The 25452-nt window shown below is 61.3% G+C and carries 22 protein-coding genes; 11 read left to right on the top strand and 11 right to left on the bottom strand.

Annotated features, from left to right (window positions below; genetic code table 11):
- Positions 1-19 precede the first annotated feature (19 nt).
- Complete coding sequence (locus KUA23_RS27875; protein ID WP_223204552.1) at positions 20-1954, top strand: BCCT family transporter; 1935 nt, start codon at positions 20-22, stop codon at positions 1952-1954.
- Positions 1955-2116: 162 nt separating this feature from the next.
- On the opposite strand, the gene choV is transcribed toward KUA23_RS27875, so the two are convergent.
- The 3 genes from choV to KUA23_RS27860 all read right to left on the bottom strand — a co-directional run bounded on the left by choV (position 2117) and on the right by KUA23_RS27860 (position 5154).
- Positions 2117-3295 carry a choline ABC transporter ATP-binding protein gene (gene choV, locus KUA23_RS27870; RefSeq protein WP_252993158.1) on the bottom strand — a complete coding sequence of 393 codons (1179 nt, stop codon included), beginning with the start codon at positions 3293-3295 and terminating at the stop codon, positions 2117-2119.
- Positions 3292-4137, bottom strand: a complete 846-nt coding sequence (gene choW, locus KUA23_RS27865; protein WP_016972877.1) for a choline ABC transporter permease subunit — start codon at positions 4135-4137, stop codon at positions 3292-3294. Before choW ends, choV begins: the two co-directional genes overlap by 4 nt.
- Before the next feature lie 69 nt (positions 4138-4206).
- Complete coding sequence (locus tag KUA23_RS27860) at positions 4207-5154, bottom strand: choline ABC transporter substrate-binding protein (RefSeq protein ID WP_078050501.1); 948 nt, start codon at positions 5152-5154, stop codon at positions 4207-4209.
- Positions 5155-5569: 415 nt separating this feature from the next.
- Here KUA23_RS27860 and KUA23_RS27855 point away from each other — a divergent pair, with 415 nt between their 5' ends.
- Together KUA23_RS27855 and gbdR are read left to right on the top strand one after the other, a co-directional pair.
- Positions 5570-6946, top strand: coding sequence for an L-serine ammonia-lyase (locus KUA23_RS27855; RefSeq protein WP_078050499.1), 1377 nt, complete (start codon positions 5570-5572; stop codon positions 6944-6946).
- A 546-nt stretch (positions 6947-7492) separates the two neighbouring features.
- On the top strand, positions 7493-8596 hold the full coding sequence (gene gbdR / locus KUA23_RS27850) for a choline metabolism transcriptional regulator GbdR (RefSeq protein ID WP_005792167.1): 1104 nt from the start codon (positions 7493-7495) through the stop codon (positions 8594-8596).
- Positions 8597-8692: 96 nt separating this feature from the next.
- Here the strand turns inward: gbdR and KUA23_RS27845 are convergent, their stop codons facing one another.
- The 6 genes from KUA23_RS27845 to KUA23_RS27820 all read right to left on the bottom strand — a co-directional run bounded on the left by KUA23_RS27845 (position 8693) and on the right by KUA23_RS27820 (position 13925).
- A complete protein-coding gene (locus KUA23_RS27845; protein WP_028618238.1) occupies positions 8693-8956 on the bottom strand; it encodes a hypothetical protein in 264 nt (87 codons plus the stop codon).
- 294 nt (positions 8957-9250) lie between these two features.
- Positions 9251-10411, bottom strand: coding sequence for a gamma-butyrobetaine dioxygenase (locus KUA23_RS27840; RefSeq protein WP_099493085.1), 1161 nt, complete (start codon positions 10409-10411; stop codon positions 9251-9253).
- Between the two features lie 27 nt (positions 10412-10438).
- Entirely contained in the window at positions 10439-10915 is a 477-nt protein-coding gene (locus KUA23_RS27835) for a thioesterase family protein (protein WP_252993157.1), read from the bottom strand.
- A gap of 13 nt (positions 10916-10928) precedes the next feature.
- Positions 10929-11894, bottom strand: a complete 966-nt coding sequence (locus KUA23_RS27830) for an L-carnitine dehydrogenase (protein ID WP_078050496.1) — start codon at positions 11892-11894, stop codon at positions 10929-10931.
- 125 nt (positions 11895-12019) lie between these two features.
- Positions 12020-12907, bottom strand: a complete 888-nt coding sequence (gene cdhC, locus KUA23_RS27825) for a 3-dehydrocarnitine:acetyl-CoA trimethylamine transferase CdhC (RefSeq protein WP_100491979.1) — start codon at positions 12905-12907, stop codon at positions 12020-12022.
- Positions 12908-12980: 73 nt separating this feature from the next.
- The gene (locus tag KUA23_RS27820; protein WP_099493084.1) at positions 12981-13925 is read right to left on the bottom strand and encodes a choline ABC transporter substrate-binding protein; all 945 of its coding nucleotides are present in this window, start codon (positions 13923-13925) and stop codon (positions 12981-12983) included.
- A 193-nt stretch (positions 13926-14118) separates the two neighbouring features.
- Between KUA23_RS27820 and KUA23_RS27815 the strand changes: the two genes are divergently transcribed.
- On the top strand, positions 14119-15063 hold the full coding sequence (locus tag KUA23_RS27815) for a GlxA family transcriptional regulator (RefSeq protein ID WP_078050495.1): 945 nt from the start codon (positions 14119-14121) through the stop codon (positions 15061-15063).
- A 68-nt stretch (positions 15064-15131) separates the two neighbouring features.
- Positions 15132-16310 (top strand): AAA family ATPase, encoded by a 1179-nt coding sequence (locus KUA23_RS27810; RefSeq protein ID WP_078050494.1) that lies wholly within the window; start codon positions 15132-15134, stop codon positions 16308-16310.
- A gap of 124 nt (positions 16311-16434) precedes the next feature.
- Here the strand turns inward: KUA23_RS27810 and KUA23_RS27805 are convergent, their stop codons facing one another.
- Together KUA23_RS27805 and KUA23_RS27800 are read right to left on the bottom strand one after the other, a co-directional pair.
- A complete protein-coding gene (locus KUA23_RS27805) occupies positions 16435-16851 on the bottom strand; it encodes a DUF3010 family protein (protein WP_078050493.1) in 417 nt (138 codons plus the stop codon).
- Between the two features lie 41 nt (positions 16852-16892).
- Entirely contained in the window at positions 16893-17294 is a 402-nt protein-coding gene (locus tag KUA23_RS27800; protein ID WP_078050492.1) for a lysozyme inhibitor LprI family protein, read from the bottom strand.
- Between the two features lie 219 nt (positions 17295-17513).
- Between KUA23_RS27800 and KUA23_RS27795 the strand changes: the two genes are divergently transcribed.
- From KUA23_RS27795 to etfB, 6 genes are all read left to right on the top strand, one after another.
- Positions 17514-18491, top strand: a complete 978-nt coding sequence (locus tag KUA23_RS27795) for a dipeptidase (RefSeq protein WP_078050491.1) — start codon at positions 17514-17516, stop codon at positions 18489-18491.
- Between the two features lie 69 nt (positions 18492-18560).
- On the top strand, positions 18561-19091 hold the full coding sequence (locus tag KUA23_RS27790) for a DUF5943 domain-containing protein (protein WP_016977793.1): 531 nt from the start codon (positions 18561-18563) through the stop codon (positions 19089-19091).
- Between the two features lie 15 nt (positions 19092-19106).
- A complete protein-coding gene (gene dgcA, locus KUA23_RS27785) occupies positions 19107-21167 on the top strand; it encodes a dimethylglycine demethylation protein DgcA (protein WP_252993156.1) in 2061 nt (686 codons plus the stop codon).
- Positions 21168-21351: 184 nt separating this feature from the next.
- Positions 21352-23295 carry a dimethylglycine demethylation protein DgcB gene (gene dgcB / locus KUA23_RS27780; RefSeq protein WP_078050489.1) on the top strand — a complete coding sequence of 648 codons (1944 nt, stop codon included), beginning with the start codon at positions 21352-21354 and terminating at the stop codon, positions 23293-23295.
- Complete coding sequence (etfA, locus tag KUA23_RS27775; RefSeq protein ID WP_099493078.1) at positions 23295-24515, top strand: electron transfer flavoprotein subunit alpha; 1221 nt, start codon at positions 23295-23297, stop codon at positions 24513-24515. Before dgcB ends, etfA begins: the two co-directional genes overlap by 1 nt.
- A 10-nt stretch (positions 24516-24525) precedes the next feature.
- Entirely contained in the window at positions 24526-25296 is a 771-nt protein-coding gene (gene etfB / locus KUA23_RS27770) for an electron transfer flavoprotein subunit beta (RefSeq protein WP_078050487.1), read from the top strand.
- Positions 25297-25452 lie beyond the last annotated feature (156 nt).

The following is a 25452-nucleotide window of genomic DNA, read 5'->3' as shown; positions in this document are numbered from 1 at the left end:
GGTACGGGTCAACGGTTGGGTGTTCTACACCTCCACCGCGTTGATTCTGTTGTTGACCGCCATCCTGATCATCGCCCCGCAGGAGGCCGGGCGCATGCTCGGTGTCGCCCAGGCGTGGCTGTCGAAAAGCTTCGGCTGGTACTACATGGTGGTCATCGCCGCCTACCTGGTGTTTGTGGTCGGCCTGGCGTTTTCCTCCTACGGCAAATTGAAACTGGGCAGCAAGGACGACACCCCGGACTTCAGCTACGGCGCCTGGGCCGGCATGTTGTTCTCGTCGGGCATCGGTATTTCGCTGCTGTACTTCGGCGCTTCCGAGCCGCTGGACCACTACTTCAACCCGCCCGAAGGCGCAGCCGCCAGCAATGGCGCCGCACGCCAGGCGCTGCAACTGACCTTCCTGCACTGGGGCCTGCACGGCTGGGCGATCTATGCCTTGGTCGGCCTGGCCGTGGCGTACTTCGCGTATCGCCATAACCAGCCGCTGGCCTTGCGTTCGGCGTTGTACCCGCTGGTGGGCGAGCGCTGGGTGAAAGGCGCGGCCGGCCACGCGGTGGACGGTTTCGGCATGTTCGTGACCCTGCTGGGCCTGGTGACGAACCTGGGGATTGGTTCGATGCAGGTGTCGTCCGGGCTGGAAAACCTGTTCGGCATGCAGCACAGCAACACCAACCTGCTGATTGTGATCATCGTGATGAGCACCGTCGCGACCATCGCCGCCGTGTCGGGCGTGGAGAACGGCATCCGCCGCCTGTCCAACCTCAACATCGTGTTGTTCAGCGGCCTGCTGATCTTCGTGCTGCTGTTCGGCCCGACCTTGCACTTGCTCAACGGCCTGGTGCAGAACACCGGTGACTACCTCAACGGCATCATCCTGAAAACCTTCGACCTCTATGTGTACGAAGGCGACGCCGACAAGACCGAGCGCTGGATGGGCCTGTGGACCCTGTTCTACTGGGCGTGGTGGATTTCCTGGGCGCCATTCGTGGGCATGTTCATCGCGCGTATTTCCCGTGGTCGCACGGTGCGTGAACTGGTGGCCGGCGTGCTGCTGATCCCGCTGGGCTTTACCCTGGCGTGGCTGTCGATCTTCGGTAACTCGGCCCTGGACCTGGTGCTGAACCACGGTGCGGTGGAGTTGGGCAAGACCGCGCTGGAACAGCCTTCGATGGCCATCTATCAACTGCTTGAGCATTACCCGGCGTCGAAAATCGTCATCGGTGTGTCGATTTTCGTGGGCTTCGTGCTGTTCCTGACCCCGGCGGATTCCGGCGCGGTGATGATGGCCAACCTGTCCTGCAAAGGCGGCAACGTGGACGAAGATGCGCCGCATTGGCTGCGGATCTTCTGGTCGGCGGTGATCACCCTGGTGACCATCGGCTTGCTGTTCGCCGGTAACTTCGAAGCCATGCAGACCATGGTGGTGCTGGCCGGGCTGCCGTTCTCGGTGGTGCTGATCTTCTTCATGTTCGGCTTGCACAAGGCCATGCGCCAGGATGTGGCGATCGAACAGGAGCAGGCGCAATTGGCCGAGCGTGGTCGTCGTGGCTTCAGCGAGCGCCTGACCGCACTGGACCTGCAACCGAGCCAGGGCACTGTGCAGCGCTTTATGGACAAGCATGTGACGCCAGCGCTGGAAGAAGCGGCGACTGCGTTGCGTGAACAGGGGTTGGAAGTGCAGACCCTGCTGGGTAAATCCAAGCGTTGCATCGGTGTGCGCATCGAGATGGAAGAGGGCAACCCGTTTGTCTACGAAGTGAGCCTGGATGCTTACTCGTCGGCACCGAGTGACCTGCCCGAGGAAGAGCGCACCCGTTATTACCGTGCCGAGGTTTACCTGCACAACGGGCCTCAGGAATACGACCTGATGGGCTTCGCCCAGGAACAGATCACCCGGGACGTGCTCGATCAGTTTGAAAGCCATCGGCAGCTCCTTGGCCGTGTCTATAGCTGATACGTGAGCTAGGTGGTGTCTTCACTGACACCACTGTTCCAATGTTGGAATGGGATCAACTGTGGGAGCTGGCTTGCCTGCGATAGCGGTAGTGAATTCACCACCGCTATCGCAGGCAAGCCAGCTCCCACATTGTTTCTTCAATTGCTTTTGCGGTATCTGTCAGCCGAGGTTCTTGCCCAGCAGGGCATGGTAAAGCTCGCTGTCGCCCAAGATCCCCACTACCTGGTTGTTGTCATGCAACACCAGCTTGTTCCCGGTGTGATAGCGAATCTGCAACGCATCGCGCATGCCGATGTTCGAGTCCACCAGCGTCGGCACTCGGCCCAAACCTTCCACCGCTTGCCCCGGTGCCCAGTTCTGCAAATTCATCACCGCGCCATTCTGGCGGGCGCCCTTGATGGTGTTGCCTTCGGCCAGCTCCAGCCACGAGTCGCCGCCGGGGTCCAGGCACACTGAACCGTTGACGCGCTTGCAGTTGTCCAGGGTGCGCATCAGGCTACGGCCGCACAGTACGTTCAGCGGGTTGGTATGCGCGACGAAGGTGCGCACATAGTCGTCCGCCGGGTTCAGCACGATCTCTTCCGGCACGCTGTACTGGATGATCTTGCCGTCTTTCATGATCGCGATACGGCTGCCCAGTTTGAGGGCCTCATCAAGGTCGTGGCTCACGAACACGATGGTCTTGCTCAGCTTGCGTTGCAGCTCCAGCAGTTCATCCTGCAGGCCTTGGCGGATCAACGGGTCGAGTGCCGAGAAGGGTTCGTCCATCAGCAGGATATCGGCGTCCATTGCCAACGCGCGGGCCAGGCCGACGCGCTGTTGCATGCCGCCGGAGAGCTCGTCCGGCTTCTTGTTGCGCCATTGGGTCAGGCCCACGAGTTCGAGCTTTTCGTCCACCAGCTTGCGCCGGTCTTTCTCCGGACGGCCCTGCATTTCCAGGCCGAAGCTGATGTTCTCGCGTACCGTCAGCCAAGGCATCAGGGCGAATTTCTGGAACACCATGGCGATGCGTTTGGTGCGCATCATTTTCAGCTCGGCCGGGGTGCAGGAAGCGATGTCGATCTGGCGACCTTCGTGCTCCACGAACAGTTGCCCACGGCTGACGGTGTTGAGGCCATTGATGCAGCGCAGCAAGCTGGATTTGCCGGAGCCCGACAGGCCCATCAGCACGCAGATTTCGCCTTTCTCGATATCCAGGCTGGCTTTTTCCACGCCGACAATCTGCCCGGTCTTTTTCAGGATCTCATTACGGCTCATGCCCTGGTCCAGCAGCTTGAGCGCTTCGCGTGGGTCTTTGGAGAAGATCACGTCGACTTTGTCGAATCGGATAATGCTCATGCATCACCCCCTACTTTAGCGTCGGGTTGTTTGCAGATGCGGTCGAGCATGATGGCCAGCAGCACGATCGCCAGGCCGGCTTCAAAGCCCAGGGCGATGTCGGCGGTGTTCAGCGCGTTGACCACGGGTTTGCCGAGACCATCGGCGCCCACCAGGGCCGCGATCACCACCATCGACAACGACAGCATGATGCATTGGGTAATGCCGGCGGCAATGCTCGGCATGGCGTGGGGCAGTTCAATGCGCGAGAGCAACTGACGGCGCGAGCAGCCAAAGGCCTTGCCGGCGTCCATCAACTCTTGCGGTACATCGCGGATACCCAGGTAGGTCAGACGGATCGGCGCGGCAATCGCGAACACCACCGTGGAAATCAGCCCAGGCACCACACCCAGCCCGAATAGGGTCAGGGTAGGGATGAGGTAGACGAAGGTCGGTACGGTCTGCATCAGATCGAGCACCGGCCGCATCATGGTGTAGAACAACGGTTTGTGCGCGGCAACAATGCCCAGCGGCACACCGATGACCACGCAGACCAGGGTGGCGAACAACACCTGCGCGAGGGTTTCCATGGTTTCCTGCCAGTACCCCAGGTTGAGGATCAGCAGGAAGGAGGCGATGACAAAAACAGTCAGTCCCCATTTGCGTTGGATAAAGTGAGCCAGCAGCGCAATCAGACCGATCAATGCCAGCGGATTGAACCAGGTCAGCGCGAACGTCACGCCGTGGATCATCGTTTCCAGTGTCGATGCGATTGCGTCGAAGTAGTTGGCGCCGTGTTGGGTCAACCATTCGACGAAGGCAGCGATGTACTGGCCTAGTGGGATTTTCTGTTCAGTCAGCATGGTAGTGAATGTCCACATGCGAAGGGGAAAACATCCCAGGCCAGCGCACCGGCCTGGGGTCAGCGGGTGTTATTTGGCGAGATAAGCTTTAACGGCCTCCAAGCCTGGTTTGCCATCAACCGTGGTCACGCCGGCGAGCCAGGTGTCGAGCACTTGCGGGTTGGCTTTGAGCCACGCCTTGGCGGCAGCATCGGGTTTTTGTTTTTCGTCCAGGACTTTACCCATCAGGGTGCTTTCCATGTTCAGGGTGAACACCAGGTTCTTCAGCAACTGGCCCACGTTGCTGCATTCCTGGGTGTAGCCCTTGCGGGTGTTGGTGTAGATGGTGGCCTGGCCGTAGTTGGGGCCGAACGAATCGTCACCCCCGGTCAGGTACTTCATCTTGAAACGGGTGTTCATCGGGTGCGGTTCCCAGCCAAGGAACACGATGGCCTGGTCGCGCTTGGTGGCGCGTTCGACCTGGGAGAGCATGCCGGCTTCGCTGGACTCGACGACTTTGAAACCGGCGGTTTTCAGGCCGAAGGCGTCTTTGTCGATCAGCGTCTGGATGGTGCGGTTGCCGTCATTACCCGGCTCGATGCCGTAGATCTTGCCGCCCAGCTCATCCTTGAATTTGGCGATATCGGCGAAGTCTTTCAGGCCTTTGTTGTACAGCGCTTCCGGGACCGCGAGGGTGTACTTGGCGTTCTCCAGGTTGGCGCGCACGGTTTCCACGGTGCCGGCATCACGGTACTGCTTGATGTCGTTTTCCATGGTCGGCATCCAGTTGCCGAGGAAGATGTCCATGTTCTTGCCGTCGGCCAGGGACTTGTAAGTCACTGGTACCGAAATCATCGTGGTGCGCGGCTTGTAGCCCAGGCCCTTGAGGATCTCGCTGGTGGTCGCGGTGGTGACGGTGATGTCGGTCCAGCCGACATCGGAGAAATTGACGGTCTGACATTGTGCCGGTTCTGCGGCGTGCGCCATGACTGGCAGACTCAGCATGGCGGCCAACAACAACGAGGGTGAACCTTTCATCTGGGTAGACTCCTGTGTTTTTTCTGGCGGCCTTCGCCGCGCTTTATAAGTGTTGCGGTTGGTGCGTGCGACAACAGCTCTGGCACGGTGCCTTGCAAACGAGTCGAGACTGATCATGTACCAGTGAAAATCTGACGCCTACAGGGGGCGTCGTATCCAGTACAGGGATGGTCGTATCCAGTGTCGGTGACGTCGCTTACAGATTTTTCCAGCGGCAAAACTGTAGGTTTTGCCCATCTGCACCGCTAAAAACGGCCAAAACAGGCGATCGCACGGGCGCGACGCTGGTGAGCATGAGTGCGTCGGTGTGAGACGCCGTGACGGCGAGTAAAAGCTTGATGATGCCGCCATCTGGGCGATCTGAGCGTAGCAGCTCCTTGGTGTCCGGCCTGCTCACCTGCGGAGTTCCACGTTAATGGCTATCAGCGTTTTCGACCTGTTCAAGATCGGCATCGGGCCTTCTAGTTCTCACACCGTCGGCCCCATGCGCGCCGCGGCGTTGTTCGTCCAGGCACTGCGTGAACGTGAACTGTTGGAACAAGTCAGGCGCGTCGAAGTTCAGCTCTACGGCTCATTGTCGGCCACCGGCATCGGCCATGGCAGCGACACTGCGACCATCATGGGCCTGATGGGCGAGTGGCCGGATGCGATCGATCCGTCGCAAATCGGTCTGCGCATCCACACCCTGCGCGAGACCGACACACTGCTGCTGGATGGGCGTTTGCCAGTGCCTTTTGTATGGGCACGGGACATGCGCCTGCTCGACGAGAACCTGCCGTTCCACCCCAACGCCATGACGCTGGTGGTGTCTGGTGATGACGGCGAGCTGCACCGCGACACTTACTATTCAGTGGGCGGTGGTTTTGTAGTGGATGAAGCCCAGGCGCAGAGCGGCGTGGCGGACATGGATCGCACCGAGCTGCCTTATGATTTCTCCAGCGCGGTCGAGCTGTTGCAGCTGTGCAAGACCCACAACCTGCGCGTCGCCGAATTGATGCTGGCCAACGAAAAGGTCTGGCGCTCCGAAGAAGAAATCCGCAGCGGCCTGATGAAACTCTGGCGCGCCATGCAGGACTGCGTGGAGCAAGGCCTCAAGCACGAAGGCATCTTGCCCGGTGGCCTGAACGTGCGCCGTCGCGCGGCCAAGTTGCACCGCAGTTTGCAGGAACTGGGCAAGCCGAACGTGATCGGCTCGACCTTGAGCGCCATGGAGTGGGTCAACCTGTTCGCCCTGGCGGTGAACGAGGAAAACGCCGCCGGTGGGCGCATGGTGACCGCGCCTACCAACGGCGCGGCGGGGATCATTCCGGCGGTGCTGCACTACTTCATGAAATTCAGTGAAGAAGTGACGGAAGCCAACGTGGTCGACTACCTGCTCGGCGCTGCGGCGGTGGGCATTCTGTGCAAGAAGAACGCCTCGATCTCCGGTGCCGAAGTCGGCTGCCAGGGGGAGGTGGGCTCGGCTTGCGCCATGGCTGCAGCCGGGTTGGCGGAGATTCTTGGTGCCACGCCGGAGCAACTGTGCAACGCCGCCGAAATCGGCCTGGAACACAACCTCGGCCTGACCTGCGACCCGGTGGGTGGGCTGGTCCAAGTGCCGTGCATCGAGCGCAATGCAATTGCGGCAGTGAAGGCGATCAACGCGGCGCAAATGGCGCTGCGTGGCGATGGCCAGCACTTTATCTCCCTGGATCGGGTGATTCGCACCATGCGCGATACCGGGGCGGATATGCATGACAAATACAAAGAGACATCGCGGGGTGGGTTGGCGGTCAGCGCTGTTGAGTGTTGAGACCGCGTCGCCTGTATTCGCGAGCAAGTCGAATCGTCGCACCGCCGCTCCCACATTTGATCGAGTTCAAACATGAGAACGCGGTCAAGTGTGGGAGCGGGCTTGCTCGCGAATACGGTAGTCCAGACAACATTGCGCATAAAGTGAACACCCGGATGCAAAAGCGCCACCTTTTAGCGCGTCGCAAACAGATAAGTAGCTCCCAAACGATTTCCCGCCCGACCACCTGTCACCTGTGCGTGTGGTGACAGACTTCTCCTACGCCCTCAAAGCGCCTTCCCACAAGTGCTACCGATCTGCTCACACACCTTGAGCAGGCTCGCTCTGACGTCCTTTTCGGGGCATATCCCGTACTTCGCGCGCGGGCTTATTTAGACGGGTCAGCAGGTCGTTTTTAGGAGTTATTGGACGGCCATTCAAGTTTAGGCATGGCATTTGCTCTATCAACACAAAGCGTCTCGCCATAGGAGTTTCCTTAAGGTGCAGAGCGCAATAACAAGAGCCTCGCCTGAGGCCATCACCCGCTTTGTGTGAGGAGATACCGCGATGACGTCGTTCAACTCCGGGGCCCAACCCCAGAACCGTGCGCCTCAATCCATCGGCTTTTTGCTGCTGGACAATTTCACGCTGATTTCCCTGGCCTCCGCAGTCGAACCCCTGCGCATGGCCAACCAGCTCTCCGGTCGCGAGTTGTATCGCTGGACGACCTTGAGCGTTGACGGAAACCAGGTGTGGGCCAGCGACGGTCTGCAAATCACCCCCGATGCGTCCATGCACAAAGCCCCAGCCCTGGACACCGTAATCGTGTGCGGCGGCGTGGGTATCCAACGCACCGTGACCCGTGAACATGTGTCGTGGCTGCAAAGCCAGGCGCGTCAGTCCCGTCGCCTGGGTGCGGTGTGCACCGGCAGTTGGGCCCTGGCCTGCGCCGGTTTGCTCGATGGCTTTGATTGCAGCGTGCACTGGGAATGCCTGGCGTCGATGCAGGAGGCCTTCCCCCGCGTGGCCATGAGCACACGCTTATTCACCCTCGACCGCAACCGCTTCACCAGCTCCGGCGGCACCGCGCCGTTGGACATGATGCTGCACCTGATCAGCCGCGACCACGGCCGTGAACTGTCGGCGGCGATCTCCGAGATGTTCGTGTACGAACGCATCCGCAATGAACAGGACCACCAGCGTGTGCCGCTCAAGCACATGCTCGGCACCAACCAGCCGAAGCTGCAGGAAATCGTCGCGCTGATGGAAGCCAACTTGGAAGAGCCGATCGACCTGGATGAACTGGCGGTGTATGTCGCCGTGTCGCGTCGCCAGCTTGAGCGTTTGTTCCAGAAATACCTGCACTGCTCGCCATCGCGCTACTACCTCAAGCTGCGCCTGATTCGTGCACGGCAGTTGCTCAAGCAAACACCGATGTCGATCATCGAAGTGGCGTCGGTGTGCGGGTTTGTGTCGACGCCGCACTTCTCCAAGTGCTATCGCGAATACTTCGGCATTCCGCCACGGGATGAGCGTGTGGGTTCCAACACCACCCAGCAAGTGGCGATGATGCCAATTCCGCAGGCACTGGTGTTGTCACCGTTGTCGGGGCCGATGTCGGCGTTGAGCCAGGCGCGCAACGAGTCGACGTTTGCCAGTGTAAGGCTCTAGACCGAGGGGGCTTCATCGCAGGCAAGCCAGCTCCCACATTGTGATCTGTGAATACATTCAAAATGTGGGAGCTGGCTTGCCTGCGATGGCGTTTTATCAGGCGCCGGAGTTCTGTTTGAACTGCACCAACGCCGGCAGCAGCTGTTTGTCGATTGCCTGCCGCACGGCCGGCAGAATCGTCGCGCTGCCGGTATACATCTGCTCAACCATGCCCTTGAGGGCCTTGGCCCGCGCCGGGCTCAAACCGCGCACGGCACACTCGCAGGCCTGTTCGGCAGTGGCGCCACTGGACACTTCGAAACCCAGCGAGCGCAGTTGGCCCAGCAGGTCATCCTGGTCAATCAAATCCGCATGCATCATGACGTTTATCCTGGTGAAGGGAGCGGGGTTTGACTTGGATTCTGGTAGCCGCTCAAACGGTCGGCAAGGGCAGATTGCACGAATGCCTCAGATGGCTATGAGCAGGTCGTTTTCGAGCCATTTGCCGACAGAAGTAATAGGCACACTGAATGCCAGGCAAGCAACTTGAAGGTTTGGTCACCCTCGGGATGTCACGCCACACAAAGCACTCTGCCCCGATCCAGTCACGGCTGGACCGGGGCTTTTTTTGCCTGGGATTTGTGCTGATTACACGGACGCCATCGCCGGCACGGTCTAGCGCTGCAATACCAGGATGCGCGAGAGCAATTCATCCCGGTCGATATAGCACCCCTGGAAGTGCCGCGCCCCCGAAGTGGGATCAAAAGCATTGCGTGCATGCAAGGTGCGGCGGTTGTCGAAGCACCACAACTCGCCCGGGTTCAGGCGCTTGACCAGCCGAAAACGGTCCTCCCGCGTCATTGCAATAAACCGCCGGTAGGCCCGATACAGCAAGGGCATCTGTTCCACACTGGCCTCGAACGGCCCGCGCAGAAAGTTGGCCATGCGAATCTCCGCCACCTCCCCCAGGGCATCCAGCGCAATGATCGGCGCCAGGCGGCGATAGTCGCTGTGACGATCTTTGTTGCGAAACTCCACGGGTATTTCACACAGTGCGCGAAACGCTTCGGGATCTTCTGTGCGCAACGCATGGGCGATGGCAAATCCATCGACAAAAATACTCTCGCCGCCGTTGGCATCGTTCACCAGGCAATGCAAAAACTGCAGGCCCGGTTGCAGCTCGCGCGTGGGCAGATCACTGTGCAACGGCAGGTTGAAAGCGGTGTAGGCGTTGCTGTCGGCGTCGGCCTTGGATTGCACGTTGAACAGCACGCCGAAGTTGCTCTCGCGGATGAAGGCAATGCGCTTGGCGACCAGCGCCAGGGAGCCGGGCTCGGTGGGGACGCCTCGGATTTGCGTCAAGCCCGAATCGCGCAGCGCCAGCAGCCACTGCAGCAGTGCGTGCGGGTCCTCCATGACCGCCTTGTATTCGAAAACCGGCAGTTGGAAGCGACTGTCCCACAACTGCGATTTGGGCTTTGCGGCACGGCGTTCGGCACGGGATTCATCGTCGTAGGCATGGGCCCGCAGCCAGCCGGGATCGTATTGGCTGCGGTGCCCGCCGCTCCATTCCAGGCTCAGATTGCCTTGATCAATGCATGCAGAGGCCGCACTGAGATTGGCATCCACGTCGACAATCTCCAGTACCTGCTCACGGGTCACGCTGTACACGCATTCCGTGCACGGGCAGTTGTCCCGCAGCCATTGATGATGAAACGGGCTGACCCGCCCATCCACCCACTGCACAAGGATTTGATCCTCCAGCACCCTGACGTCCGCGATGTCGCAGATCTTCGGGTAAGTACGGAAGTCGGCAACAGCGGCGGCGGTTTGCATGGTGGCTCCTTATGGTTTTTTGGGTGGCTATTTTTTCAGCGGCAGTCCAATCACTCGGCCAAGCAGGGCGGGGCGCGGCAGGTCGGCCTGCGCCGCACTGATAGCCGTGAGTTTTTTTAATGTGGCCTCGGTGAACGGCGCCGAATTCGGGCCCGCCAGATCAACGTGCAGCAGCATCTGCTCGTTGCCCGCCAGCTCCTTTTCATCTCCCACTAAATGCAGGCTGTGATAGAGGTGCAGACGCTTGGCATCAAAGGCGATCAGTTGGGTATGCACCTCCACGTCGGCACCGAGTTTCACTTCGTGCAGGTAGTTGAGGTGCAGCTCCAGGGTGAACAGTGAATGGCCGCTGGCTTCTCGGTTTTCGCTGTCCAGGCCCAGGGCGTCCATCAGCGCGTCGGTGGCGTAGCTGAAGATCAGCAGGTAGAACGCGTCGCGCAGATGGCCGTTGTAGTCCACCCAGTCGGGGTGGACCTGGGTGGTGTAGGTGGTGAGTGCGGGCATGTCAGGGGTTCCGTTATTCGGCGAAGGTCATGCCATGCTTGGCCTTGGTGGTTTTCACCGCCTCCAGCACCGCCAGCAGGCAGTCATCACGATAGCGCTCCAGCGCCGAAATGCTGTGTTTGCCCAGTTGATCGCTGGTGCCGTCGACTACATCGTCGATCAGCTTGTCGGTCAGCTCCGGCGCCGGCAGGTAGGTCCATGGTAATTGCAGTGCCGGGCCGAACTGCGCCATGAAGTGGCGCATGCCGGCGTCGCCGCCGGCCAGGGTGTAGGTCAAGAAGGTACCCATGAACGACCAGCGCAAGCCCGCGCCAAAGCGGATCGCGTCGTCGATTTCTCCAGTGGTGGCCACGCCGTCATTGACCAGATGCAGGGCTTCACGCCACAGCGCTTCGAGCAGACGGTCAGCGATAAAGCCTGGGACCTCCTTGCGCACATGCAGGGGGCGCATGCCGAGGGATTCGTACACCTTGATCGCGGCTTGAACAGCCTCCGGCGCGGTGTTCTTGCCGCCGACCACTTCCACAAGTGGCAGCAGGTAAACCGGGTTGAACGGATGGCCGACCACGCACCGCTCAGGGTGGGTCGAGCCCTCGTAGAACTCGCTCGGCAACAGGCCGGACGTGCTTGAACCAATCAACGCATTCGGCTTGGCCGCCGCGCTGATCTTGCTGTGCAGATCCAGTTTCAGTTCCAGGCGCTCCGGGGCGCTTTCCTGGATGAAGTCGGCGTCTTTCACACACTCTTCAATGGTGGCGACAAAGCGCAGGCGGTCCTGGGAGGCGCCCGGTGCCAGGCCTTGTTTCTCCAAGGCACCCCAGGCGTTGGCGACACGCTTGCGCAGTGCGGCTTCGGCGCCGGGCGCCGGGTCCCAGGCGACCACATCCAGGCCGTGGGCCAGGGCACGGGAGACCCAGCCGCTGCCGATGACACCGCTGCCGAGGGCGGCGAAGGTTTTGATTTCGGTGATAAAGCTCATGGCAAATTCCTAAAGAGGTTGGTAATCCCCTGTGGGAGGGGGCTTGCCCCCGATAGCGGTGTGTCAGTCGATACAGCTGGTGCTGATCCTCCGCCATCGGGGGCAAGCCCCCTCCCACATTTTGATCAGCGGCGTTTGGTGAGGCCCATCTTCACGCGACCTTCGGCCGGGGTCATGACCCGTGCACCCAGGCGGCTGAGGATTTCACTGGCGCGTTCCACCAGTTGGCCGTTGGTGGCGAGCACGCCTTTGTCCAGCCACAGGTTGTCTTCCAGGCCGACCCGCACGTTGCCGCCCAGCAGCACCGCTTGCGCCGCCATCGGCATTTGCATGCGGCCGATGCCGAAGCCGGCCCACACCGCGTCGGCGGGCAGGTTGTCGACCATGGCTTTCATGGTGGTGGTGTCGGCCGGCGCGCCCCATGGGATGCCCAGGCACAGTTGGAACAGCGGGTCGTCGAGCAGGCCTTCCTTAATCATCTGCTTGGCGAACCACAGGTGGCCGGTGTCGAAGATCTCCAGCTCAGCCTTGACGCCCAGCTCCTGGATGCGTTTGGCGCCCGCCCGCAGTTGCGCCGGGGTGGACACGTAAATGGTATCGCCATCGCCGAAGTTCAGGGTGCCGCAGTCGAGGGTGCAGATTTCCGGTAGCAGTTCTTCCACGTGGGCCAGGCGGGTCAGCGGGCCGACCAGGTCAGTGTTGGGACCGAATTCCATCGGGTTCTCGCCGCCGCCGATCTCCAGGTCGCCGCCCATGCCGGCGGTGAGGTTGACGATGATGTCGATGTCGGCCTCACGGATGCGCTCCATTACTTCGCGGTACAGGGCGACGTCGCGGCTGAATTTGCCGGTTTCAGGGTCGCGCACATGGCAGTGCACAACGGTGGCGCCGGCCTTGGCGGCTTCCACGGCCGCAGCGGCGATTTGCTTGGGGGTGACCGGCACGTGTGGGCTGCGGCTGGTCGTGTCGCCAGCACCGGTGAGTGCGCAGGTGATGATGACGTCGTGGTTCATGAGGCGGTTCCTTACAGGCGTGGTGGTGCCGTTCGCAGCCCGTTTGAGCTGCGAAACGGTGGTTCAGAAAAAGTTATTTGCTGGTCAGTTGCAGGTTGGCCGCGGCCGGCTTGCCGTCGAAGGTGGTCACCCCTTCCAGCCAGCGCGCCTGGTCTTGCGGGTGATCCTTGAGCCACTGCTTGGCGGACTCGATAGCGTCCTTGTGATCCAGCAACGGCTGCATCATCCGGCTCTCATCAGCGGCGGTGAAGGTCAGGTTGGTCAGCAGTTTGTGCACATTCGGGCACTGCTCGGCGTAGTTCGGCGCGGTGACGCTCCACACGGTGGCCATGCCTTCGTTCGGGCCCAGGGCATCGTCGCTGCCGGTGAGGTAAGTCATGGCGATGTTGACGTTCATCGGGTGCGGCGCCCAGCCGAAGAACACCACGGCTTCCTTGCGGCGAACCGCACGGTCGACGGCGGCGAGCATGCCGGCTTCACTGGATTCCACCAGTTGGAATTTGCCCAGGCCGAACTGGTTCTTGGCGATCATTGCCTTGATCTGGGTGTTGGCGCCCGAGCCTGGCTCGATGCCGTAGATCTTGCCGCCCAGCTCTTTTTCGAACTTGGCGATGTCGGCGAAGGTTTTCAGGCCTTTGTCTGCCAGGTAAGTCGGCACGGCGAGGGTGGCGCGGGCGTCTTCCAGGCTGGGCTTGTCGAGCACCTTGACTTGCTTGGCGTCGACGAACGGAGTGATGGTCTGGGTCATCAGTGGGTTCCAGTAGCCCAGGAACAAGTCCAGGCGCTGGTCGCGAATGCCGGCGAAGATGATTTGCTGGGAGGCGCTGGTCTGTTTGGTCTTGTAGCCGAGGCCGTCGAGCAACACTTGGGTCATGGCGCTGGTGGCGATTACGTCGGTCCAGTTCACCACGCCCATGCGCACGTTCTGGCAAGATGCCGCGTCGGCAGCCAATACGTTCGTGCTCAAGATGGCGCTGGCGCTGAGTGCAAGCACGCAGCGGCTGATCAGTCGGTTCATGGTGGATCCCTCGGCAGGTCGTTATTGTGGGGTCCGGCGTCTTTGTGCGCCGTGGGATCAAGTTACGCAGCTTGAGGGCCGACAAAACGCACGGCGGCGACCAGCTCTTGCACTGCAGCGACCTGCCCCCTTGAATCCAGCCGAGAACGGGAGTATCACAGTGCCACGCTGCCCGTCCGACGAGAGCGCTACCATGTCCCAGGATTTCTACTTTCTGCTGATGCCGGGCTTCTCGGCCATCGGTTTTATCTCTGCGCTCGAACCGCTGCGGGTGGCCAACCGCTTTCGTGGCGAGCTATACCGCTGGCACGTGCTGAGCGCCGATGGCGGCGCGGTGCTGGCGAGCAATGGCATGTCGGTCAACGCCGACGCCGCGCTGGAACCGTTGAAAAAGGGCGCGACGTTATTGGTGGTGGCGGGCTTCGAACCGCTGCAGTTCGCCACGCCTGCGCTGGAACACTGGCTACGCCGTCTCGACCACGACGGCGTGACCCTCGGCGCCATCGATACGGGCGCTTGCGTACTGGCGCAAGCCGGCCTGCTCGACGGCCACCGCCTGACCCTGCACTGGGAAGCCATCGACGCCTTCAAGGAATCCTATCCGCACCTGAGCGTCACCCAGGAGCTGTTCGAGATCGACCGCCGTCGCATCACCTGCGCCGGTGGTACGGCCTCCATCGACCTGATGCTCGACCTGATCGCCCAGGCCCATGGCCCCGACCTGGCGATCCAAGTCTCCGAGCAATTCGTGCTCGGCCGTATCCGTCCACGCAAAGACCACCAACGCATGCAGATCGCCACGCGCTATGGCATCAACAATAAGAAGCTGGTGCAGGTGATCGGTGAGATGGAACAGCACACCGAGCCGCCGCTGAGCACACTGGCCCTGGCTGAGACGATAAAGGTGACCCGGCGCCAGCTGGAGCGGCTGTTTCGCCTGCATTTGAATGACACCCCGAGCAACTTCTACCTTGGCCTGCGCCTGGAGAAAGCCCGGCAGCTCTTACGGCAAAGCGGTATGAGTGTGCTGGAAGTGAGCATTGCCTGCGGGTTTGAGTCGCCGTCATATTTCACGCGGAGTTATCGGGCACGGTTTGCGAAATGCCCAAGGGAAGATCGGCGACGGGAGGTCGTTTGACGGCTGATTATAGTCAATTATACTCACGACTATAATTTATAGTCCTTTCCATAATTGGGTATAAAAGCATGTCCAAGAACAGCGGCTTCGTGTTCCGCCGCCCCGACCTGGCAAGCAGCATTGCCGATGGCCTGGTGGGCGCCGGTATTCAGGATTTCACCTCTGGCCTGTTTCTCGCGGCGCCGCGTCGCACGGGCAAAAGTACTTTTTTGCGTGAGGACCTTGTTCCGCAATGCCAGGCTCGTGGTTGGCTGGCTGTGTATGTCGATCTATGGGCGGACAAAGAAAAAGACCCCGCCGACCTGATCTCCAGTGCCATCGCCGGTGCCCTGGTGCCCTTTGAAAAGGGCATCCGCAAGCTGGCCAAGAATATCGGCATTGAAAAGCTCAGCTTCCTGCGCACCTTGTCCTGGGATTTCACCAAGCCGCAATTGCCTGCTGGCGCGACACTGACGCAAGCGCTGGAGTTGCTTCACAGCGCTGCCGAGAAAACCGTCGTGCTGGTGATCGACGAAGCGCAACACGCGCTCACCACCGAAGCCGGTGTTAATGCGATGTTTGCCCTCAAGGCCGCACGGGACCAGCTCAACCAAGGCCGTGAAGGCGAGGGCAGCGGGTTGCGCCTGGTGTTCACGGGGTCCAATCGCGACAAGCTTGCCCACCTGGTATTAGGTAAAAGCCAGCCGTTCTTCGGGTCCAGCATCACGCCATTTCCACTGCTGGGCAAAGCATTCACACAGGCCTACACCGTGTACCTCAACGGCCTTCTGGCCAAGACCAACCAGTTCAATGCTGCCGACATCGATGAAGCGTTTGAGCTGGTGGGCCGTCGCCCGGAAATGTTGCGCACCATCATTGGTGAAGTGGCCTTGGAACTGGGGGAGGCGAGCAATCTGGGCCAACTGCTGCACAGTCGCGCCGAACTGCTGCGCGCCGGCGTTTGGACCGAGTTCGAAAGTGCCTGGAACGCCCTCACCATTCCCCAGCGTGCGGTGCTGGAAGTGATGGTGGAGCGCTCACACAACAACGAACCGTTCGCGCCGTTTACCGACAGCACCATCACGGCCGTCAGCAAGGCCTTGGAAGACATGGGCAGCGACGTGGTACCAGGCACGCAGACCATTCAGGCCTGTATCGATGCCCTGCGCGATAAAGAGCTGGTATGGAAGTCGAGCCGGGGGGGTTATGCCCTGGAGGACAAATCCTTCGGGGATTGGCTGCAGCACCGGCGCCGTGCAGCTGCCTGAAGAACACAGAGATCAAATGTGGGAGCGGGCTTGCTCGCGAAGGCGGCGTGTCAGTCAGCACTTCTGATACTGACACACCGCCTTCGCGAGCAAGCCCGCTCCCACACGGGATCTGCAGTGTGGCTTATTTCTTGACCAGCGCTGAACACGCCGCCTTGTACGCCTCATGCTGATACTTGTTCAGCGTCGCGGGCAGATCAAAATTGTGCTTCTTGTTCTGCGCATTAATGGTCTGCGGCGACAGCAAGGTCACCTCAACCCCGTCCAGCAACTGAAACACCCCTTCAATCTTGAACGTCGTCGGGCCACCGGCGAACTCGCCTTTCTTGCTGCGCTTCTTGATCGCGATACGCTCGACGGCGTTTTCCTGCACGAACGCCTTCACCTGGGCCGCGAAGGCTTTGACGTTGGCGGCCTCGTCATCATCGTCGAGGGCGATCTTTTTGGTGGCCAGGGCAACGTGGGTCAGCGCCTGGTTGTCCAGGGAGGCGACAGCGATGATGGCTTCGCTGCCTTTGATTTCGATGCCGCAAGTCTTCATGGGTAGCCTTGGTCCAGAGAGAAAGTGGCGGGGATTGTCGCTTATTCCTGCCCGATCGACTCCAAAAACTCCGACCGCTCATCACTCATCCGCGCCAGGCAATCATTCTGCGCAATGGCATAGGCCTTGGTGCCGTTCACCGCCGGGAAGGTGTCCACGGCGCAGTCGGCGTCGCGCAGTTTTTCCCATTTCTGTTGGGCATCCTTCAGACGAGCGGTAATGTCGGCCAGTTTGGTCTTGTCGCTGCCATAGGTCGAACCCATGCGTTCCAGCAGGCCCTGATAGTTATCCTTGAGCAACTGCTCTGCAGTGGTTTTGTTGTAGGTGGCGCATTCCAGGGTTTGCTTGTCGTTTTCAATGCCGTCGCACGGCGTGCTGTCGGTGTCTTCGGCCGCGTGGGCGCCGGTTGCGATGAGTGCCAAAGCCAGGAAAATCGATTTCATTGCGCCGTCTCATATCAGGTGATGCGGGAATTCTGGCTCAAGCGTAGGACAAAGAACAGCCGCCAGTCAGACCTCTCTTAACAGCCTTTGTCGCGGATTGACGCTTTCGGCAATTCCCCTGTCGTTTTTGCACCCGGCTCTGTCGGCCCCTGGGCATATGCTGGCCCCAAAGCGCCGGCAGACGATTCGGCGCATGAATCGCCAATAAGGGGACGCCTGATGAGCCCAGCCGAATTGCACGCCGACAGCATCGTTATCGACGGGCTGATTATTGCCAAGTGGAACCGCGACCTGTTCGAGGACATGCGCAAAGGTGGCCTCACCGCTGCCAACTGCACGGTGTCGGTGTGGGAAGGGTTCCAGGCCACCATCAACAATATCGTGGCCAGCCAGACCTTGATCCGTGAGAACAGCGATTTGGTGATCCCGGTGAAAACCACCGCTGATATCCGCAAAGCCAAGGAACAAGGCAAGACCGGCATCATCTTCGGCTTCCAGAACGCCCATGCCTTCGAAGACCAGCTTGGCTATGTGGAGATCTTCAAGCAGCTCGGCGTCGGTGTGGTGCAGATGTGCTACAACACCCAGAACCTGGTCGGCACCGGCTGCTACGAGCGCGATGGCGGCCTGTCGGGCTTTGGTCGTGAGGTCGTCGGCGAGATGAACCGCGTCGGCATCATGTGCGACCTGTCCCACGTGGGTTCCAAGACGTCCGAAGAAGTCATCCTCGAATCGAAAAAACCCGTGTGCTACTCCCACTGCCTGCCGTCCGGCCTTAAAGAGCACCCGCGCAACAAGTCCGATGAAGAGCTGAAGTTCATCGCTGACCACGGCGGCTTTGTCGGCGTGACCATGTTCGCGCCGTTCCTGGCCAAGGGCATCGATTCGACCATCGACGACTACGCCGAAGCCATCGAGTACACCATGAACATCGTCGGTGAAGACGCGATCGGCATCGGCACCGACTTCACCCAGGGCCATGGCCAGGATTTCTTCGAAATGCTGACCCATGACAAGGGCTACGCGCGCCGCCTGACCAGCTTCGGCAAGATCATCAACCCGCTGGGCATCCGCACTGTGGGCGAGTTCCCCAACCTCACCGAGACCCTGCTCAAGCGCGGCCATCCTGAGCGCGTGGTGCGCAAGATCATGGGCGAGAACTGGGTCAGCGTCCTGAAAGACGTCTGGGGCGAATAAGCCACCGCATTTCTCCCCCGGCCGTCCGCGTCGGGGGCACTACCAAGAATTTTCTGGAGTTAAGTTTCCATGGCCAAGATCGCCCCGCAATTGCCTATCGAAGTCGACAGCGAAACCGGTGTCTGGACTTCCGACGCCCTGCCGATGCTGTACGTGCCCCGCCATTTCTTCGTCAACAACCACATCGGTATCGAAGAAGTGCTGGGCGCCGACGCCTATGCCGAGATCCTCTACAAGGCCGGCTACAAATCCGCCTGGCACTGGTGTGAAAAAGAAGCCGAATGCCACGGCCTGGAAGGCGTCGCGGTGTTCGAGCACTACATGAAGCGCCTGTCGCAACGCGGCTGGGGCCTGTTCAAGATCCAGGACATCGACCTCGACAAAGGCACCGCCAGCGTCAAGCTCGAACACTCGGCCTTCGTCTACGTGTACGGCAAGGTCGGGCGCAAAGTGGACTACATGTTCACCGGCTGGTTTGCCGGTGCCATGGACCAGATTCTGCAAGCGCGCGGCAGCCAGATCCGCACCGTCGCCGAACAAGTCTACGGAGGCTCCGAAGAGGGCCACGATGACGGCCTGTTCACCGTCAAGCCGTTGTAAGCCGAGGACCGTGCCATGGCTTTCGAAGCAATGTTTGCGCCGATCCAGATCGGCAAACTGACCATCCGCAACCGCGTGCTCAGTACCGCCCACGCCGAGGTGTACGCCACCGACGGCGGCATGACCACCGACCGCTATGTGAAGTATTACGAAGAGAAAGCCAAGGGCGGCATCGGCCTGGCAATCTGCGGCGGTTCCTCGGTGGTGGCCATCGACAGCCCGCAGGAGTGGTGGAGTTCGGTCAACCTGTCGACCGACCGGATTATCCCGCACTTCCAGAACCTGGCTGACGCCATGCACAAGCATGGCGCCAAGATCATGATTCAGATTACCCACATGGGCCGTCGCTCGCGTTGGGACGGCTTCAATTGGCCTACCCTGATGTCGCCGTCCGGCGTGCGTGAGCCGGTGCACCGTGCCACCTGCAAGACCATCGAGCCGGAAGAAATCTGGCGCGTGATCGGCAACTACGCCCAGGCCGCACGGCGCGCCAAGGCCGGTGGCCTGGACGGGGTGGAACTGTCCGCCGTGCACCAGCACATGATCGACCAGTTCTGGAGCCCACGGGTCAACAAACGTACCGACGAATGGGGCGGCACCTTTGAAGGCCGCATGAAGTTCGGCCTGGAAGTATTGAAAGCCGTGCGCGCCGAAGTGGGTGATGACTTCTGCGTGGGCATGCGCCTGTGTGGTGACGAATTCCACCCGGACGGCCTGTCCCATGAGGACATGAAGCAGATTGCCAAGTATTACGACGACACCGGCATGCTCGATTTCATCGGCGTGGTGGGCTCGGGGTGCGATACCCATAACACCCTGGCCAACGTGATCCCCAACATGAGTTACCCACCGGAGCCGTTCCTGCACCTGGCTGCCGGTATCAAGGAAGTGGTCAAGGTCCCGGTGCTGCACGCGCAGAACATCAAGGACCCGAACCAGGCCACGCGCATCCTGGAAGGCGGCTACGTGGACATGGTCGGCATGACCCGTGCACACATCGCCGATCCGCACTTGATCGCCAAGATCAAGATGGGCCAGATCGACCAGATCAAGCAGTGCGTCGGCGCCAACTACTGCATCGACCGCCAGTACCAGGGCCTGGATGTGTTGTGCATCCAGAACGCCGCGACGTCCCGTGAATACATGGGTGTGCCGCACATCATCGAAAAAACCACCGGCGTCAAACGCAAGGTTGTGGTGGTCGGTGCCGGCCCGGCCGGGATGGAGGCTGCGCGCGTGGCAGCCGAACGTGGTCACGACGTGACCCTGTTCGAGAAAAAAGAGTTTCTTGGTGGGCAGATCACCACGGCGTCCAAGGCGCCGCAACGTGACCAGATTGCCGGTATCACCCGCTGGTACCAACTGGAACTGGCACGGTTGAAGGTCGACCTGCGCCTGGGCGTGGCCGCTGATGCCGACACTATCCTGGACGTGCGTCCGGACGTGGTGGTACTGGCGGTCGGCGGGCACCCGAATGTCGAGCAGAACGAACACTGGGGCGCGGCTGAAGGCTTGGTCGTGAGCAGTTGGGACGTGCTCGACGGCAAGGTGGCACCGGGTAAAAACGTGCTGGTGTACGACACCATCTGCGAATTCACCGGCATGTCGGTGGCGGATTTCCTCGCGGACAAAGGCAGCCAGGTCGAGATCGTCACCGACGATATCAAGCCGGGCGTGGCCATCGGCGGTACGTCGTTCCCGACCTACTACCGCAGCATGTACCCCAAGGAAGTGATCATGACCGGCGACATGATGCTGGAAAAGGTCTACCGCGAGGGCGACAAGCTGGTGGCGGTGCTGGAGAACGAATACACCGGCGCCAAAGAGGAGCGGGTGGTTGACCAGGTGGTGGTGGAGAACGGCGTGCGTCCGGATGAAGCCATCTACTACGCGCTCAAGGAAGGCTCGCGCAACAAGGGTCAGATCGACGTCGAAGCCTTGTTCGCGATCAAGCCGCAGCCGTGCCTGAGCGAGGCGGGTGACGGGTACTTGCTGTTCCGCATTGGCGATTGTGTGGCGCAGCGTAATACCCATGCTGCGATCTATGACGCCCTGCGCTTGTGCAAGGATTTCTAGAAAACCACAGAACCACTGTGTACTCGATCTAAATGTGGGAGCTGATCAGTGTGGGAGCCGGGCTTGCCCGCGATGCAGGCGACTCGGTTTTGAGTGATACCGAGGCGATGCCATCGCAGGCAAGCCAGCTCCCACAGTGAGCCGGCTCCCATGCAGGACCTGTGTGGTCTTTGGGAGCTTCACCATGTTGAACACCTTGCTTCCTATCCTCTTGTTCGCGGCCCTGGGGCTTGCCGTCCTTGGCGCCCTGCGCCGGGTGAACATGTGGCGCCGTGGCCGTGCTTCCAAGGTCGACCTGCTGGGGGGCCTGCTGGCCATGCCCAAGCGCTACATGGTCGACCTGCACCACGTGGTCGCCCGCGACAAATACATCGCCAACACCCACGTCGCTACCGCGCTGGGCTTTGTGTTGTCGGCGCTGTTGGCGATCCTGGTGCACGGTTTTGGCCTGCATAACCGCATCCTCGGTTACGCCTTGCTACTGGCCTCGGTGCTGATGTTTGTCGGCGCCACATTCGTTTACCTGCGTCGGCGCAATCCGCCGGCGCGCTTGTCGAAAGGCCCGTGGATGCGCCTGCCGAAAAGCCTGATGGCGTTCTCGGTGAGCTTCTTCCTGGTGACGCTGCCGGTGGCGGGCATCCTGCCGGCTGATTTCGGCGGCTGGCTGCTGGCCGCGTTGCTGGGTGTCGGTGTGCTGTGGGGCGTGTCCGAGATGTTCTTCGGCATGACCTGGGGTGGCCCGATGAAGCACGCCTTCGCGGGTGCCCTGCACCTGGCCTGGCACCGTCGTGCCGAACGTTTTGGCGGTGGCCGTTCAACCGGGTTGAAGCCGCTGGACCTCAGCGATAAAACCGCGCCGTTGGGCGTGGAAAAACCCAAGGATTTCACCTGGAACCAATTGCTCGGTTTCGACGCCTGCGTGCAGTGCGGCAAGTGCGAAGCCGCGTGCCCGGCGTTCGCCGCCGGCCAGCCACTGAACCCGAAAAAACTGATCCAGGACATGGTCGTTGGCCTGGCCGGCGGCACGGATGCCAAGTTCGCCGGCAGCCCCTATCCAGGCAAACCGATCGGCGAACACAGCGGCAACCCGCACCAGCCCATCGTCAACGGCCTGGTGGACGCCGAGACCCTGTGGTCGTGCACCACCTGCCGCGCCTGCGTGGAAGAGTGCCCGATGATGATCGAGCACGTGGACGCCATCGTCGATATGCGTCGCCACCTCACCCTGGAAAAGGGCGCCACGCCGAACAAGGGCGCCGAAGTCCTGGAAAACCTGATCGCCACCGACAACCCTGGCGGTTTCGCGCCGGGTGGGCGCCTTAACTGGGCAGCGGATCTGAACCTGCCACTGCTCAGCGACAAGGGCAGTTGCGAGGTGCTGTTCTGGGTGGGCGATGGCGCCTTCGACATGCGTAACCAACGGACCTTGCGCGCATTCGTCAAAGTGCTGAAAGCAGCCAAGGTCGACTTCGCCGTGCTCGGCCTGGAGGAGCGCGACAGTGGCGACGTGGCCCGTCGCCTGGGCGATGAAGCGACCTTCCAGTTGCTGGCTTCGCGCAATATCCAGACGTTGGCCAAGTACAGCTTCAAGCGCATCGTCACCTGCGACCCGCACAGCTTCCACGTGCTGAAGAACGAGTACGGCGCCTTTAACGGCAACTACCTCGTGCAGCATCACAGCACCTTCATGGCCGAGTTGATCGGCGAGGGCGCGCTGAACCTGGGCCAACACAAAGGCAACAGCGTGACCTATCACGACCCGTGCTACCTGGGGCGCTACAACGGCGAGTACGAGGCGCCGCGCCAAGTGCTGCGGGCGCTGGGCATTGAGGTCAAGGAGATGCAACGCTCGGGCTTCCGTTCACGCTGCTGCGGCGGTGGTGGCGGGGCGCCGATTACCGACATTCCCGGCAAGCAACGGATCCCCGATATGCGCATGGAAGACATCCGCGAAACCGGCGCCGAGCTGGTGGCCGTGGGTTGTCCACAGTGCACGGCGATGCTGGAAGGCGTGGTCGAGCCGCGACCGTTGATCAAGGATATTGCCGAGCTGGTGGCCGACGCATTACTTGAAGAGGCAGCGCCCACCAAAGCTCCCATCAAGCGTGAACCTGCGGAGGTGCATTAATGAGCGACATTATCCGCCGCGACCCACGGGCCGAATGGATCGCCCGCAACCGCCTGCACCCGCTGCACGCGGCGATGCAGCCGGTACAACACAGCTGGATGGGACCCAACGGCGTCATCCGCAAGAATGTACATGGCGTCGGTTTTATCGGCCCCAACGGCATCAAGCGCATCGACCGCAGCGGCGCCCAGCAGGGCGGGGCAGCCAAGCGCACCGCGGCGGTGGAGGTTCAGTTGCCACTGCACCAGGTGCCTGCGCCGGCGTTCTACATCAACGTGGTGCCGGACATGGTGGGTGGCCGCCTGAGCAGCCACGACCGCGACTTGCTGGGCCTGGCGCGGCAGCTCGCCGGCAGCGACGGTGCGGTGCTGGCGGTGGTGTTTGGCGAACACAAGGAGAGCGCGTTCGCTACCGCTGGCGTCGACCGTCTGCTGGTGCTGGAAGGCCATGAGTTCGACGGTTATTCACCAGAACAGCGGGTACAAGGTTTGCGCGCTGTGGATAACCAGTTCAACCCGCGTCATTGGTTGCTGCCAGACAGCCGCAGCGGTGGCGGCGAACTGGGTCGGCGCTTTGCCGCCAGCCTCAAGGAACGCCCGGCCACACGGGTGTGGCAGATCAAGGGCGACGAGTGCATCGGCCGCGCCGGCGCTGGCCAGGAAGACTTGGCGCGGCCGCTGCCGCGCTTGATCCTGGCTGCCGCAGAATGCGCTGAGCCAGTCAGCGAAACCCGTCACGAAGTGCTGCCAGTGGAGTTATCCACAGCTCTGGCGCGCAGCCTGCCACGCATCGAAGACCTCGGCGCGGTGGCGGTGGACCCGGCGGCGATTCCCATGGCCGAGGCAGAGTTTATTTTCTCTGGCGGCAACGGCGTGAAGGACTGGGCGCTGTTCCACCAGACTGCCGCTGCATTGGGCGCCACCGAAGGCGCTTCGCGGGTGGCGGTGGACGATGGCTTCATGGCGCGTGATCGCCAGGTCGGCGCCAGCGGCACGTGGGTCACGGCACGGGTGTACGTGGCCGTGGGCATTTCCGGGGCGATCCAGCACCTGCAGGGCATTGGCGCCTGCGACAAAGTAGTGGCAATCAACCTCGACCCTGGTTGCGACATGATCAAGCGTGCCGACCTGTCGGTGATCGGCGAAAGCGCCGCAATACTGCAAGCCTTGATCGTTGCGGTAGAGGCCTACCGCAACGGCGCCAAGCGCGATGCAGCTTAAGGAGATGGCCATGTCCACGAATGTAATCAGCCTGGTGTCCATCGGCGCCCACCCGACTTCCGGGCGCCCGCGCCGTGCCGAGCAGGATGCGCGAGCCGTGGAGTTGGGCCTGCAAATGGCTGGGGATAAGTTGCAGGTGCTGCACGCCGGTAACATCGCCGAACCGACCCTGCGCAGCTACCTGGGCATGGGCCTGCCGCAATTGCATGTGCTGGAGCAACCGGCGGGCAGCGATGCGTTGCCGGTGCTCAGCGAGTACCTGCGCGATGCGGGTGCCCAGGTGGTGCTCGCCGGCAGCCAGGCCGAAACCGGTGAAGGCTCGGGCATGTTGCCGTTCCTGCTGGCCGAGCAATTGGGCTGGCCGCTGATCGTGGGGCTGGCGCAGGTGGAATCCATCGACGGCGGCGTGGCCCATGTGCTGCAAGCCTTGCCACGCGGCCAGCGGCGGCGCCTGAAGGTACGCTTGCCGTTCCTGGCGACGGTGGATAACGCCGCGCCCAAACCCCGGCAGAGCGCCTATGGCCCGGCGCAACGCGGTGAGTTGGCGGCCCATGAAGTTGAAATCGAACAAGACGAGTTATTCACAGGCGCCGTGCTGCAGCCGGCCAAACCACGGCCCAAGCGCCTCAAGGTGATCAAGGCCAAGAGCGGTGCGGACCGTATGAAGGCCGCCACGGCCAAGGCCAGTGGCGGCGGCGGGCAAGTGCTGAAGGGCCTTAGCCCCCAAGCGGGTGCCGAGGCGATTCTCAAGCTGCTGGTTGAGGAAGGCGTCGTACGCTGATTGAAGGGGCGTGTGGGTGGCTTACCCACAATCCCTGTTGACCCGTCTGTGGATAACCTGTTCGCGGTTGTCCACACCCCCTGCAAATCAAGCCCTGCAGCCCTCTGTACGAAAAATAACCAGGCTAACTGACGGTTTTTACTTGGGTTTTTTGCT

Origin of the sequence: Pseudomonas pergaminensis (genome assembly GCF_024112395.2) — a bacterium.
Taxonomy (GTDB): Bacteria; Pseudomonadota; Gammaproteobacteria; order Pseudomonadales; family Pseudomonadaceae; genus Aquipseudomonas; species Aquipseudomonas pergaminensis.
Note: the sequence above shows the minus strand (reverse complement) of the source record. Positions and strands in the feature narration are given on the sequence as shown.